Source organism: Raineya orbicola (assembly GCF_002843425.1).
GTDB classification, from domain to species: Bacteria; Bacteroidota; Bacteroidia; order Cytophagales; family Thermonemataceae; genus Raineya; species Raineya orbicola.
This window is the reverse complement of record NZ_NKXO01000034.1, coordinates 1-15,126: the sequence shown is the minus strand read 5'-3', so window position 1 is coordinate 15,126 and position 15,126 is coordinate 1. Positions and strand designations below refer to the sequence as shown.

The 15,126-nt window shown below is 38.3% G+C and carries 11 protein-coding genes and 1 tRNA gene; 11 read left to right on the top strand and 1 reads right to left on the bottom strand.

From position 1 onward, the window contains the following. Positions 1 to 197: 197 nt before the first annotated feature. The 3 genes from Rain11_RS10395 to Rain11_RS10385 all read left to right on the top strand — a co-directional run bounded on the left by Rain11_RS10395 (position 198) and on the right by Rain11_RS10385 (position 3,341). Positions 198 to 1,583 (top strand): undecaprenyl-phosphate glucose phosphotransferase, encoded by a 1,386-nt coding sequence (locus Rain11_RS10395; RefSeq protein WP_101359304.1) that lies wholly within the window; start codon positions 198 to 200, stop codon positions 1,581 to 1,583. Between the two features lie 80 nt (positions 1,584 to 1,663). Beyond that, entirely contained in the window at positions 1,664 to 2,782 is a 1,119-nt protein-coding gene (locus Rain11_RS10390) for an MraY family glycosyltransferase (protein ID WP_101359303.1), read from the top strand. Further along, positions 2,751 to 3,341, top strand: coding sequence for a hypothetical protein (locus Rain11_RS10385; RefSeq protein ID WP_133121567.1), 591 nt, complete (start codon positions 2,751 to 2,753; stop codon positions 3,339 to 3,341). Before Rain11_RS10390 ends, Rain11_RS10385 begins: the two co-directional genes overlap by 32 nt. A gap of 101 nt (positions 3,342 to 3,442) precedes the next feature. Here the strand turns inward: Rain11_RS10385 and Rain11_RS10380 are convergent. Beyond that, positions 3,443 to 3,516: transfer RNA gene (locus Rain11_RS10380), tRNA-Asn, on the bottom strand. 167 nt (positions 3,517 to 3,683) lie between these two features. On the opposite strand from Rain11_RS10380, the gene Rain11_RS10375 reads away from it, so the two are divergent. The 8 genes from Rain11_RS10375 to dnaJ all read left to right on the top strand — a co-directional run bounded on the left by Rain11_RS10375 (position 3,684) and on the right by dnaJ (position 14,534). Further along, entirely contained in the window at positions 3,684 to 5,405 is a 1,722-nt protein-coding gene (locus Rain11_RS10375; RefSeq protein WP_101359301.1) for an ArnT family glycosyltransferase, read from the top strand. A 51-nt stretch (positions 5,406 to 5,456) separates the two neighbouring features. Further along, positions 5,457 to 8,258: an excinuclease ABC subunit UvrA gene (uvrA, locus tag Rain11_RS10370; protein ID WP_101359300.1), complete on the top strand. Its 2,802-nt coding sequence runs from the start codon at positions 5,457 to 5,459 to the stop codon at positions 8,256 to 8,258. 60 nt (positions 8,259 to 8,318) lie between these two features. After that, complete coding sequence (gene aspS, locus Rain11_RS10365) at positions 8,319 to 10,082, top strand: aspartate--tRNA ligase (RefSeq protein ID WP_101359299.1); 1,764 nt, start codon at positions 8,319 to 8,321, stop codon at positions 10,080 to 10,082. After that, complete coding sequence (gene hemL / locus Rain11_RS10360) at positions 10,079 to 11,368, top strand: glutamate-1-semialdehyde 2,1-aminomutase (protein ID WP_101359298.1); 1,290 nt, start codon at positions 10,079 to 10,081, stop codon at positions 11,366 to 11,368. Before aspS ends, hemL begins: the two co-directional genes overlap by 4 nt. 11 nt (positions 11,369 to 11,379) lie before the next feature. Then, complete coding sequence (locus tag Rain11_RS10355) at positions 11,380 to 11,805, top strand: RidA family protein (protein ID WP_101359297.1); 426 nt, start codon at positions 11,380 to 11,382, stop codon at positions 11,803 to 11,805. A gap of 164 nt (positions 11,806 to 11,969) precedes the next feature. Continuing rightward, a complete protein-coding gene (locus Rain11_RS10350; RefSeq protein ID WP_101359296.1) occupies positions 11,970 to 12,602 on the top strand; it encodes a peptidoglycan-binding domain-containing protein in 633 nt (210 codons plus the stop codon). Between the two features lie 136 nt (positions 12,603 to 12,738). After that, the gene (locus Rain11_RS10345; protein WP_101359295.1) at positions 12,739 to 13,341 is read left to right on the top strand and encodes a nucleotide exchange factor GrpE; all 603 of its coding nucleotides are present in this window, start codon (positions 12,739 to 12,741) and stop codon (positions 13,339 to 13,341) included. Between the two features lie 35 nt (positions 13,342 to 13,376). Continuing rightward, positions 13,377 to 14,534: a molecular chaperone DnaJ gene (dnaJ, locus tag Rain11_RS10340; RefSeq protein WP_101359294.1), complete on the top strand. Its 1,158-nt coding sequence runs from the start codon at positions 13,377 to 13,379 to the stop codon at positions 14,532 to 14,534. Positions 14,535 to 15,126 lie beyond the last annotated feature (592 nt).

Below are 15,126 nucleotides of genomic sequence, written 5' to 3'. Positions count from 1 at the left end.
TCAAATATCTATTCTAAAACTCTACTTCAAGTAGAGTTTTAGTTTTTGATACACTCAATAAAAATCGACTTTGAAAGACTTTTTTATAAACATTTGAAAATCAAAAAAAACAAAATCCTGAAAATTTTGAAAATCAATTTAATCTTGAAATAAAAAAAGAATTTTCTGTATTTTTGGGCTAAAATCTTGTAATATTTATGGAGCAATCTTCATATAGAAGGCTTGTACGTTTTTTCTATTCTTTGGGAGATATATTTGCTCTAAATTTAGCCTTCTTGATAGCTTATCTCATTCGCTTCAAAAGCTTCAGAGGAGTATTTGAAGAACCTTATTGGTATGTAGGTATCTATGCTAATGTGGTTTGGATTGGTATAGCTATTTTTGCTAAAACTTATCAAATTTCGCGTTTAGAAGAATATTGGACAATTATCCGTAAAATGCTTAAAGCAATTGCTTGGCATTTTGCTCTTATGGCTATTTTTTTAGTACTTATTCAAGAAAAAGCCTATTCACGCTTTCATCTCATTGTTTCTTATTCTACTTTTACTACACTTATTGCTATTTGGCGAGTGTTAATTTTGTGGCTCTTGCGGGTTTACCGAAAAATGGGCTACAACCAAATCCGAATCGTCATTGTAGGATATGGAAAGGCAGGTTTAGATTTATATAATTTTGTTACCAAAAACAAAGACAGGGGCTATCAATTTTGGGGCTTTTTTGATGAGAAAGAAGAAAATAATTCGCTAGTAAAAGGCAAACTAAAAGATTTAGAAAAGTTTGTTTTAGAAAACAATATTGATGAAATTTACTGCTCTCTGGATAGCATCAGCCGTGAGCAACTCAAAAAAATTACCCAATTTGCTGATAATCAACTCAAACGCATACGTTTGCTTCCCAACCTAAAAGATTTTACCGCCGCTGAAGTCGCCGTAGAGCAGTTCGGGAATGTTCCTGTGGTACTTTCTCGTAGGGAGCCTCTCAATGATGCTTTCAATCAGTTTTTGAAAAGAAGTTTTGATATTTTCTTTTCTCTTTTCGTAATTTTGTTTATCTTTACTTGGTTGTTTCCTATTATCGCTTTGCTTATCAAATTAACCTCCAAAGGACCTGTTTTTTTCAAGCAAAAGCGAGCAGGAAAAGATGGCAAAATATTTTGGGTGTACAAGTTCCGCACAATGACTTACCAAAAAGATGCTGAATTTGTGCAAGCCACCCGTAATGATAGCCGAGTAACTAAAATTGGTAAATTTTTACGAAAAACAAGTTTAGACGAATTACCGCAGTTCTTTAATGTACTTTTAGGAGATATGACCGTAGTAGGTCCTCGTCCTCACCCTTTGGAACTTAATAATACATTTCAACACATTGTAGAAAAGTATATGGTGAGGCATTTGGTAAAACCGGGTGTTACAGGACTTGCCCAAGTGAAAGGTTACCGAGGCGAAACGCGTGATGTTCGCTCTATGATAAACCGAGTAAAAATGGACGTGTTTTACATAGAAAACTGGTCGTTTTGGTTGGATATCCTCATTATTTTCTGGACAATCAAGGCGATTTTCAAAGGCGATAAAAATGCCTTCTAAAATTTATTTTTTGAAAAAGTGTTTTTTTCCTGAACCAAAATTATGTTGCAAGGTTGAGGCGAACGTGAAAACAGGTGTTTATGATGATTTTTATCCTTATTGTTACTTTCATTGCCTCGCTGGCTATTGCGTGGGTGAGTATTCCTGCTATTATTAAGGTTGCTGAGCAGAAACATTTATACGATGAACCTGATGAGCTACGGAAAATTCATATCCGAAAAGTTCCTACCCTTGGAGGCATTGCTATTTTCGCTGGTACCGTGATTTCTGCTACATTCTTTGCTCATCAGAGCAAAAATTTAGATTTAGGAACATTCCTTTCAGCAATCACCATTTTGTTTTTCACGGGTATCAAAGACGATATTATTCCTCTTACCCCTTACAAAAAGTTTTTGGCACAGATGTTAGCTGTTTGTATTGTGGTATTTTGGGGAGATGTTCAGCTAAGCAGTTTGTACGGCTTCTTTTTTACCTACGATGCCCCCCCATTGGTGCTTTATGCCGCTACTATTTTTACGATGATAGTGATAATCAATGCGTTCAATCTTATTGATGGCATCAATGGGCTGGCAGGTGGCATAGCTTGTATCGTGATTTCTACTTTTGGAATATGGTTTTTCAGACATAGCGAAGAAAGCCTCGCTATTTGGGCTATAGCTACTTGCGGAGCAACTCTGGGATTTCTACGTTACAATTTTACAGGCAGAATTTTTATGGGAGATACAGGTTCTTTAATTTTGGGTTTTATTTCTGCTGTTTTTGCTATCAAATTTATTGAAATGAACAAGACCGAAGTTTCCTTTGTAGGTGGTAAAGCTCCTTTATTTGCTATTGCGGTTTTGGTCATACCACTCTTTGATACCCTGAGAGTGTTTTTGGTAAGAGCGGCACAAGGGAAATCGCCTTTTTCAGGTGACAGAAATCATCTACATCACCTATTGCTTGACGTGGGCTGTTCGCATTTGCAAGCCAGTTTTATTTTGTATGCTCTTAACATATTTGTAATAATTGCCGCTTATTTTGCCAACTTACTTAATGTATATGTATATTTTGCCATTTTGTTTGCAATAATGCTCTCTTTCACACAAGCATTGTTAGTACTGCGTAAAAAAAGAAATATTCAAAAATCACTCAACAATCCTTCACAAACAATCGCCTCGTATCCTTATGAATTTACCACACACTACGAAAAAAATTAGTCTATTGGCGTTTTTGCTTTTATTCACTTTTTCTTGTCGTACTTTTAGAGAGTTAAAAAATCTTGCTCAATGCGATTTCACAAGTGCAGGAATTGATAATTTGCGTTTGGCAGGTATCAATTTGCAAGAAAAAACAGATATTAGCGAGGTGAATGTTTTAGATATCGCTTCTCTGCTCAAATCTTTTTCTCAAAAAACTTTACCGCTGAATTTCACCTTCAATATCAATATCAGTAACCCGAATGATAAACTTGCCGCACTCAATTATTTGGAATGGATTGCAGAAATTGATAAAGTAGAAATTGCCAGAGGAGTGGTTAATCAGCGATACGAAATACCCGCAGGCGAAAATATTGTGATGCCTCTGCAAATTAGCTCCGACCTGTATAAAATTTTTTCACAAAAGGAAGGCAGGGAACTGATTGGTAAAGCCATCGGCATTAAAGACGAAAATAATCAACCCAAAAATCTAACTTTACGTGTAAAACCTTCTATTTCTGTTGGGAAAGGTTATATCAAATATCCCGGCTATATTGTTGTAAAGAAAAAAATTGGCTGATTTTCACATTCTAAAACGCTCTTTCACCGAATTTCTTACAAATTGTTATGCAAATAAAAAAGCCCTTTTTGTAAGGGCTTTGTAAGTAGTTGATTTTGAAGCTCCCGAAGCTGGGCTCGAACCAGCGACCCTCTGATTAACAGTCAGATGCTCTAACCGACTGAGCTATTCGGGAGTGTTTTCGGACTGCAATACTACGCACTTTTCAAGTATTTGCCAAATTTTTTTGAAAAAATTTTTTCTGAAATTTTGTAAAAATTTGTTAATCAGTTGTATAAAATACGTTTATAGTTTTTAGATTTTGATGGAAACATTTTTTTCGTATCATTGTGCAAAAAACAAATGAGACAATTATTTTTCCTCAAAATTTTCATTTTTGCAGTTTTTTCGCTCCTCATTAGTTGGTATTTATTTAGGGAGTGGCTTTGGTTTTGGCAAGCCAGCTACACTGAAATTTTAAGCACTTATTTGCAGAAACACCAAAGAATTTTTAGACATCACCTCTTTGCTAAACACCACTTCTCCCCTCAAACCTACGAGCAAGCTAAAATATGGTTATCTATTGCCCTTTGTTTGATTTTGGCACTCCAAATCATCTTTTGGAGTTCACTTAAAACCATTCTGAAGCATTTTCAAGAAAGTATCAAAGAATTAAACCGCCTTTATACACTTTTTAAGAAAGATTTAAATACTCTTTCAAAAAATCAAAAGTGGCTACTGGGTTTTACCTTGCTTGCTATTGCAGTTCATCAGGTTTTTATGTATCAAAATATATTTTTGGCAATGGACGAGGCTTTTTCGTGGTTATTTTTTGCCTCACAGGGGGCTTCGGTTACACTTACACATTATCCTGTGCCTAATAATCATCTTTTCTACAACCTGACAACCTGTTTTTGGAACATTTTGGTTTCTGATAACATTCTTGCCTTACGTTTAACTTCCCTCCTATCATTCTGGGGGCTACTTGTTATAGTATTTGCCTTTTTCTTGCGTAAAAGTAATTTTCAGGTAGCCTACCTAACACTTCTACTGGCAGGTTTAGGGTTTAGCCAATCCGTTTTTTCGGTACAAGGTAGGGCATATATGTTTGAGGCTTTGTGCATATTTATTGCCTTTTTTGCTTTGTTAATGTATCTGCAAAACTACCATTCTTTGTATTTGTGGCTTTTTGGCTTTGCTTGTGTGTTTGGTTTTTGGGCTGTGCCTGTGTTTTTGTATGCAATGCTTTCATTCTATGCTTTTTTGCTTTGGCAAATTTTACGAAAAAAGATACCACTCGGTGCACTTTATCGCTTTGCTGGGATTGGTTTGCTGATTTTGGCTTGCGTATATGTAGCGTATGTAGGTGTGCTGGCGTATAGTGGCAAAAATGCCCTTTTAGGTAATGAAAACGTTGCACCCAAAGATTACGATAGCAGGTGGTTTTTTAGCTACATTTTGCCTATTGCTTTGCGAGAATCTGTTTGGTATGTCGTGAGCTTACCGAAATATGTTTCTTTTATTTTTTTTGCAGTAGTAAGTCTGCTGGGGAGTTGGATTGTTTGGAAAAAATCACCCAACTACACACATAAACAAATTTGGCAATTTTTAGTAATTTCTATGGCGGTTACGTTCGGGGTTATTTGCCTGATGCGAGCTTTTCCGTTTTATCGTGTCTGGACGTACTATGCTATTTTCTTTGCCTGGGCAGTGGCAATGGTATTGAGCTATTTTTTACCCCAAATAAAAATTGCAGGGCTTTATTTGATAGCAGTGCTAATTTTTGCAGGTTCATTTTTTCAGTTTTGGCGAGAAATACAAGATTTCTACGACCCCAAGTCATACGTGCATCATCAAAAAATAGCTGATGAGGTAAAAATAATGCTAAAAAACAATCAGAACATTTACCTTTCGGAAGAAGCTTTTTATGTACGCTTTTGGGTAGAATATTATGGAAAAAAAGAATTGCTACGCTCAAACCCTTGTAGAGCAGATGTAGCCGTGCAAGAAATTCCTGAACCCCCACCCGCCTGTCAAAAACCTTACAAAGACGTTTGGTTCTTACGTTTCTATGCAAGAGAGTAGCTTGTCCTTCAAACTTTTTTCCTAATTTAGCGTTTTGGAAAAAAATCAGCTATGGAAGAGCAAATAGAGATTTACGGGGCTCGTGAACATAATTTGAAAAATTTTGACCTTACTATTCCTCGTCAGAAATTGGTAGTCGTAACAGGTGTAAGTGGTAGTGGAAAATCCTCACTTGTGTTTGATACCATTTTCGCCGAAGCCCAAAGGCGTTATATGGAAAGTTTTTCGGCGTATGCAAGAGGCTTTATCGGCGAAATGCAACGCCCTGATGTAGATAAAATTGAAGGTTTAAGCCCTGTTATTGCCATTGAACAGAAAACAACCTCTAAAAATCCTCGTTCTACGGTAGGTACGCTTACAGAAATTTATGATTTCTTGCGTTTGCTTTTTGCTCGGGCAGGTGAGGCGTATTCTTATGTTACGGGTGAAAAAATGATTCAGCAGTCCCCTGACCAAATTCGTGAAAGCATTTTGCAAACGTATGCAAATCAAAAAATTTCTATTCTTGCCCCTTTGGTAAAAGGTAGAAAAGGACATTACAAAGAGCTATTTGCTGAAATTGCCAAAAAAGGGTATCTGAAAGCTCGCATTGATGGAAAAATTCAAGAAATTTCACCCAAATTAGAGCTTGACCGCTACAAAATTCACGATATAGAGGTACTCATTGACCGCCTGCAAGTAAGAGACGATTTTCGCCTTGCTGATACTATTCAAAAAGCCCTCAAAGAGGGCAAGGGAACGCTAATGGTTCTTGATGAAAAAGAACAAATCAGATTTTATTCCAAATTTTACACTTGCCCTACATCGGGCATTAGTTATGATGAGCCTGCTCCCAATACTTTTTCCTTTAACTCTCCTTATGGTTGGTGTCCTACTTGTGAGGGTTTGGGCGTGATTGAAAATTTTACCGAAGATAGTATCATTCCTAATAAGAATTTAAGCATTGAAAAAGGAGCTATTGCCCCTTTGGGTGAGTTTCGGGATATTTGGATTTTCAAGAAAATAGAAAGCATTCTCAAAAAACACAAAATTTCTATCAAAAAACCTATTGCCGAAATTCCTCGTGAAGTCTTGGATATTATTCTTTACGGAAGTAAAGAAACGATTCAGGTAGCTTCCACCAAATACCCAGGCACCGATTGGCACACAACTTTTGAAGGAATCGTTCCCTTCATACAAAAAATGATGCGTGAAAGCTCAGAATCGGTCAGAGAGTATTACAGCGAATTTTTAAGCAGTAGTATTTGTCCTGAATGTAATGGAGCAAGGCTGAAAAAAGAGGCTTTACATTTCAAAATTGATAATAAAAATATTGCCGAACTTTCGGCTATGAGCATTGCAGAACTTGCTCAATGGCTATTGGGTCTGGAAAATCGTATGCAAGGTATAAAAAAACGCATTGCCGAAGAAGTGTTGAAGGAAATTCGCAAGAGATTGCAGTTCTTGATAGATGTTGGGTTGGACTACCTGACGCTCAACCGAGCCGTAAAAACCCTTTCAGGAGGCGAATCGCAACGCATACGCTTGGCTACGCAGATTGGCACGCAACTCACAGGCGTTTTGTACGTACTTGATGAGCCAAGCATTGGCTTGCATCAAAGAGATAATCAGAAACTTATTCAATCTTTGCAAAATTTACGAGACATTGGCAATTCGGTGATTGTGGTAGAACACGACAAAGATATGATGTTGCAGGCGGATTACATCATAGATATTGGTCCCGAGGCAGGCAGGCACGGCGGAGCTATTGTTGGCAAAGGTTCGCCCCAAGTTTTTCTACAAAACCCCAACTCCCTGACAGCCCAGTACCTGAAAGGTATTGCCCAAATTAAAGTTCCCGAGCAAAGACGAGCAGGCAACGGCAAATTTCTTTTGCTCAAAGGTTGCCGAGGGCATAATCTTAAAAACATCACGCTTACGCTCCCGCTTGGGAAAATGATTGCCGTCACAGGGGTTTCGGGTTCTGGAAAGTCTTCGCTAATTCATCATACACTTTTTCCTATTCTGAATCGGCATTTTTACAATGCTAAAAAAGAGCCTCTGCCTTACGAGGGCATAGAAGGATTGGAACATTTAGATAAAGTCATAGAAATTGATCAATCTCCCATTGGCAGAACGCCCCGAAGCAATACCGCTACTTACACAGGAGTTTTTACGGATATTCGGGATTTGTTTGCACAACTCCCCGAAGCCAAAATTAGAGGGTATAAACCTGGTCGTTTTTCGTTTAACGTAAAAGGCGGAAGGTGCGAAACTTGCGAAGGTGCAGGCGTGGTTACGATTGAAATGGAATTTTTACCCGATGTCCATATTCCCTGCCGCGATTGTAAAGGAAAAAGATATAACAGAGAAACGCTGGAAGTACGTTTCAAAGGGAAATCCATTGCCGATGTGCTGGATATGACCATAGAGCAAGCATTAGAATTTTTTGAAAATCAGCCTCGTATTCTTTCTAAAATTAAAACTATTCACGAAGTAGGTTTGGGTTACATAACATTGGGGCAACCTGCCACTACGCTATCAGGCGGGGAAGCTCAAAGGGTAAAACTCGCTACCGAACTTTCTCGCAAAGATACGGGCAAAACTCTTTACATTCTTGACGAACCTACTACGGGGCTACATTTTCAGGATATTGAAAAATTGCTTTTGTTTTTGAATAAGTTGGTAGAAAAGGGCAATACGGTGCTTATCATTGAGCATAATCTTGATGTTATCAAAGTTTGCGATCATATCATAGATTTAGGTTTGGAAGGAGGTGAAGCGGGTGGCTATATCATTGCCGAAGGCTCTCCCGAAGAACTCGCTACTCACCCCCAAAGTTATACAGGTAAGTTCCTGAAAATGGAATTATAAGTTTTTTGCACAACCCGCAAATTTGCCTAAATTGCACACCATTTCAAAAATCAATCAGTTATGTTCCGAACACATACTTGCGGCGAATTAAGGCTTTCCAATCAAAATGAAAATGTAACTCTTGCAGGCTGGGTGCAAACGATACGCGACAAAGGTTCTATTTTGTGGATAGATTTACGCGACCGCTATGGCATTACACAAATTACCCTTGTAGAAAACAAGACCCCCGCTGAACTCTTTGAAACTGCTCGCAGTTTGGGCAGGGAATTTGTTATTCAGGTTTCGGGAAAAGTAGCCGAAAGAGAGTCCAAAAATCCTAAACTTCCCACAGGCGAAATTGAAGTCTGGGCTGAAAAAATTGCTATTCTCAACCCCGCCGAAGTACCTCCTTTCAAAATAGAAGACGAAACCGATGGCGGCGATGATTTGCGTATGAAATTCCGCTATCTGGACTTGCGTAGGAATATAGTTCGTAAAAATTTAGAGCTTCGCCACAAAATGGCACAAGAAACACGTAAGTATCTGGATAGTCAGTATTTTATTGAGGTAGAAACGCCTGTACTTATCAAATCTACTCCCGAAGGGGCAAGAGATTTTGTTGTCCCCAGCCGAATGAACCAAGGGCAGTTTTACGCTTTGCCTCAATCGCCACAAACTTTCAAGCAATTGCTAATGGTAGCAGGCTTTGATAGATACTATCAGATTGTCAAATGTTTTCGCGATGAAGACCTTCGTGCCGACCGCCAACCCGAATTTACGCAAATAGATTGTGAGATGTCTTTTGTAGAGCAAGAAGATGTTTTGCAAATGTTTGAAGGGCTTATCAGACATCTTTTTCGTAGTGTAAAAGGCATAGAAATCCCTACTTTACCCCGAATGAGCTACGAGGAAGCTATGCGTTTGTACGGCTCTGATAAACCTGACACACGCTTTGAAATGAAATTTACCGAAATTACACATTTGGCAAAAGGTAAAGGTTTTCAGGTATTTGATAATGCTGAAATAGTAGTTGGTATTTGTGCCAAAGGTTGTGCTGAATACACCCGCAAGCAACTTGATGAACTTACGGAGTTTGTCAAAAAGCCTCAAATTGGGGCAAAGGGTTTGGTATATGTGCAATGCAAAGCTGATGGCTCGTTTAAATCTTCGGTAGATAAGTTTTACACGCAAGATGATTTGCGAACTTGGGCAGAAGCAATGCAGGCTCAGGCGGGTGATTTGCTTTTGATTTTGAGTGGTGAAACAGCCAAAACTCGCAAACAACTTTCTGAATTGCGTTTGGAAATGGGAACACGATTGGGCTTGCGTGATAAAAATAAATTTTCTTGTCTTTGGGTGATAGATTTTCCTGCTTTTGAGTATGATGAGGAGGCAGGACGTTGGTTTGCAATGCATCACCCTTTTACTTCGCCCAAACCCGAAGATATAACTTTCTTGCAAAACGGCGAGTTAGGCAAAGTAAGGGCTAATGCTTATGATATGGTTATCAATGGCACAGAGGTAGGCGGTGGTTCTATTCGGATTTTTGATAAAAACTTGCAGGCAAAAATGTTTGAAGTTTTAGGCTTTACAGCGGAACAAGCCGAAAAACAATTTGGCTTCTTGATGAATGCGTTTCGCTATGGGGCACCTCCTCACGGGGGCATAGCTTTCGGTTTTGATAGACTTTGTGCTATTTTCAGCGGAGCCGATAGCATTCGTGATTTTATTGCTTTCCCTAAAAACAATTCGGGCAGAGATGTTATGATTGATGCCCCTTCTGAAATTTTCCAAGAGCAATTAGAGGAATTAGGAATTAGGTTGGTAAAAAATAAACAGCTATGAATTTTCACAAAAGCAAAGAACTTTTTGAAAAAGCAAAAACACTCTTGCCCGGGGGTGTAAATTCACCTGTGCGGGCTTTCAAGTCGGTGGGCGGAACGCCTGTGTTTATCAAACGAGCCGAAGGGGCATACCTGTATGATGAAGATGGCAACCGCTATATTGAACTTATTAACTCTTGGGGTCCAATGATACTCGGACACGCTCACCCTAAAATTCAAAAAGCTATTGCAGAAGCTCTGCCTAATTCTTTTTCGTATGGGGCACCTACTCGTAAAGAAATAGAAATGGCAGAACTGATTTGTCAAATGGTGCCTTCCATTGAAAAAGTCCGAATGGTAAATTCGGGTACCGAAGCCTGTATGAGTGCTATTCGGGTAGCTCGTGGTTATACGGGCAGAAACAAGATTATCAAATTTGAAGGGTGCTACCACGGACACGGCGATAGTTTTCTGATTGCGGCAGGTAGCGGAGCTTACACAATGGGGTCTCCTGATAGTCTTGGCGTAACGCAGGGAGTTGCTAATGATACACTTACCGCTCCTTACAACGATTTGGACGCAGTAAAAAAGCTCATCGAGGCCAATCCTAAACAAATAGCCTGTATTATTGTAGAGCCAGTCGTGGGTAATATGGGTTGCGTTTTACCTCAAAAAGGCTTTTTAGAAGGTTTACGAGCTATTTGTAACCAAGAGGGTATCATCTTAATTTTTGATGAAGTAATGACAGGGTTTCGTTTGGCTCGTGGAGGGGCACAGGAACTTTTTGGGGTAACCCCCGATATGACTACCTTAGGAAAAATCATTGGAGGTGGCTTACCTGTGGGAGCTTATGGTGGTAAAAAAGAAATTATGGATAGCGTTTCGCCTGTGGGCAAGGTGTATCAGGCGGGTACACTTTCAGGCAATCCTATCGCTATGGCTGCAGGCTATGCTATGCTTACCGAGCTCAACGAAAACCCTCAAATTTACCAAAAGTTAGAACAAATCACACAAAAAATTGTAGAGGGACTGAAAAAAACTTTGCAAAAACTGAATTTAGCTTATACTATCAATCAAATTGGCTCAATGTATAGCCTATTTTTTACAAATAAACAAGTCATTGATTTTCAGACTGCTAAAACTTCCAATACCGAAATTTTTGGAAAATATTTTCATAAGATGCTTCAAAAAGGTGTATATTTGGCACCTTCACAATTTGAAAGCTTATTTGTTTCGGTGGCTCTTTCTGATAGTGATATTGAGCATATTTTACAAGCTAATGAAGAAAGTTTAGCCGAAATTCATTAAAACCCAAATGTATGTCTGAAAACAAAGATTTGATACATAGTTCCAAAGCTCCTGAACCTGTGGGTTTGTACCCTCACGCAAGACGAGTAGGAAATCTGCTGTTTCTTTCAGGGGTAGGACCTCGCAAACGAGGTAGCAAAGAAATTCCCGGCGTAGAGCTTGATGAAAATGGAAATATTATTAGTTATGACATTGAAGCTCAATGCCATTCTGTTTTTGAGAATATTCGTTACATTTTAGAGGAGGCAGGCTCTTCTTGGGATAAAATTATAGATGTTACGGTCTTTTTGACCAATATGAAAGAGGATTTTCCTAAATATAACAAAATCTATGCTGAGTATTTCAAAGATAATCAGCCTTGCCGAACTACGTTGGGCATTACAGCTTTGCCTACGCCCATTGCTATCGAGCTCAAAGTAATAGCTACGATTGATTAGCTTTTACTTTGTGCCAAAAGGCATTCCAAAAGGATTTCCAAATGGTGATTTCATATCAGTTTGCTGTTTAAGTTTGACTTTGCAAATGTAATATAAATTTCAAAATCTACCAAATTTTTTCTGTAAAAAATTTTTCAAAAACTATAAAATTCTGTTCTCCGCTTATGAAACGTATAGTCGTTTTTTTAATTCTTGTTTTTTTGGGTTTGCTTACTTTTTTTCAATACCAGAAATATCGTAAATTCTCTTACCCGAATGCTTATGACTATGTAATAAATACGCAAGAAATTGACGTAAACTATCACGAACCTGCTCTGGTAAAAGAATATTTTGAAACAGCTACTTATTTAGGAAATTTTGCTCGCGAACAATGGACTAATTATGGTATAGACGTGCTTTCTTCGGATATAGAGATTCCGCAAGCTAAAAACGCCGCACAAACCTATCAAACTATGCTGGCAAGAGTAAAATTCTTGGAAGCCAAACTTATCCATTCCAAAAAACTCAAACAGCAAGGGTTTGATAACGAAGCCATTGCCTATATTGAGAAAAATGGAATTAGCGAAAAAAATTATTCTTTGCATAAACTTATAGCTGGTAAAACTTTCCGAAAAGGAGATAAAGATAGAGCCATTTGGGAAATACAGAAACTCATCAGCCAAAAATGGCAAGCCATACAAATAGATGGTGTTTTCAGTGATGAAACCGAACAGGCAATCAAGAAAATTCAACAAGAAAAGCAAAGCTATCCTTCGGGAATAATTGATGAGGATTTTTTGAAACTATTGTTACAGTAAATTTTTACACAAATAATCAATACGATTTCAACGAACACTGAACACAAGTGTTCGTTTATTTTTTATGCCAAAATGGCAGTATTTTTAATTTGGCAAAGAAATTGAACCTTCGTAAATTGCAAAAATTTTTGTGACTATGAGTAGCAAAAACCCTAAAAACGAAAACCAGCAAGAAAAGCAGAATAGCCATTCTAACGAAAATGCTGAAAACAAAGAGGTTTTGACAGAAGAAATCCAAAACTCCGAAAAATCAACGACAGATGGTAATAATGTTTCTAACCTGGAAGAAGTAGTTAAGAAGTTGGAGTTTGCTTTGGCAGAGCAAAAAGATAATTACATTCGCTTGTACGCCGATTTTGAAAATTTCAGACGTAGAACTGCCAAAGAAAAAGTTGAATTTATAGAACAAGCTAATGCCAAACTTCTTTTGGAACTATTACCTATTTTTGATGATTTTGAACGTGCTGTAAAGGCTTTTGAAAGTACTGAAGCCAATTTTGAAAGCCTCAAAGAAGGTATTATGCTGATTCATCAGAAGTTTGCTAAATTTTTGGAAAAGCAAGGAGTTGCGGAAATTAAATCTACCCACGAATCCTTTGACCCCGACAAGCACGAAGCTATTACACAAGTGCCTGCTCCCAGTGAAGAGATGAAAGGAAAAGTGATAGATACTATTGAGAAAGGTTATATGCTTGGTGAGAAAGTTTTGCGTTTTGCCAAAGTGGTTACAGGAGCATAATCAAAATCTGAAATTAAATTTTTTTTGATAGAATTATGGCAAAAAGAGATTATTACGAAGTTTTGGGAGTTTCTCGGAGTGCTACGCCCGAAGAAATCAAGAAAGCATACAGACAGCTGGCAATAAAGTATCACCCCGACAAAAACCCCAATAATCCTGAAGCCGAAGAGAAGTTTAAGGAGGCGGCAGAAGCGTATGAAGTACTTTCTGACCCTGAAAAACGCAAACGCTACGACCAATTCGGACACAATGGCGTAAGCGGTGCTGGTGGTTTTGGCGGCGGTTTCAGTGGTGATATGAATATGGAAGATATTTTTGCTCGCTTCAGCGATATTTTTGAAGGTACTGGCTTTGAAAGTTTCTTCGGCGGAGGAATGGGCGGCGGTAGAAGCAGAGGAGTGAATAAAGGCACTAATCTACGTATTAAGCTCAAACTCACGCTACAAGAAATTGCAGAAGGTGCAGAAAAGAAAGTAAAAGTGAAACGCTACATAGCCTGTAAATCTTGTAATGGCAATGGCTCTAAAAATGGCGTTTCCTTACAAACTTGCGGCACTTGTGGAGGAACGGGGCAAGTTCGCCGTGTAACCAACACGATGCTCGGACAAATGATAACTACCAGCACCTGTCCTACTTGCAGTGGTAGCGGTAAGACTATCAGCCAAAAATGCGAAGTTTGTGCAGGCGAAGGTAGAACTATGGAGGAAGAGGTAATTTCTATTCGCGTGCCTGCGGGGGTACAAGAAGGTATGCAACTTTCTATTGCAGGCAAGGGCAACTACCCCCAACGCGGTGGGCAATATGGTGATTTGTATATCGTAATTGAAGAAGCCGAAGACGAAACCCTCAAAAGAGATGGCAATAATATTATTTACGATTTGCATATTAGTTTCATTGATGCCGCTTTGGGTGCCACTGTTGAAGTACCTACCCTTGATGGAAAAGTAAAAGTAAAAATTGAACCGGGTACGCAAAGCGGTAAAATTTTACGCTTGAAAGGCAAGGGCTTGAAAGATTTACAGAGCTATGACCGTGGAGACCAGCTCATTCACATCAATATCTGGACGCCCAAAAAACTCACTCCTGAAGAAAAAGCAATTTTAGAAAAATTAAGAAATTCTAAAAACTTTATGCCCTCACCTGATAAATCTGAAAAAAGCTTTTTTGAAAAAATGAAAGAGTTCTTTCAGTAAAACATAAAAAACGACCATATTCACACAGACTGAATGTGGTCGTTTTGGTTTTATTAAGGGCAAAATTTATTAGCCTAAAACTTAACAATTTCTTAACGCCTAGTATTTGACTTTTTTTCTTACACAGATTTTCTTCGCACCAGTTTTAACTCAAACGCCTGATTTTTATGCTAAAACAGAGAAAATCAATGAATTACCCCCCCCTCACTTGAAAAATTAAAGTGGATTGCGATTTTAGGTATCTGCTTACCTTTTTGGGCTTGTAAGAAACCAATTGAGATACGACCCCAATCTAACTTTTTGAGCATCGCCAAAGACTACTTTGAAACACAGCAGAAAAAGCTTTTTCTGCAAAACAACCCCATTCAAAGAAACAATGATGCCCGGCTTGACCCCAAGTATAGAACTTTTTACCCCGATTGGCAAAAAGCAGAAATTAGTCAACTACCGAATGGAAATAGTGTATTACGTGAGTTAAGCGGCAATATCTTGAAAAAGTTCAAAATTTGTAAGTAGATTTTTTTCTTGAAAATCTCTAATAGTGGGCTTTTTATCTAGGAATTTGTAGGCAATAATTCCAGACCACAAATTG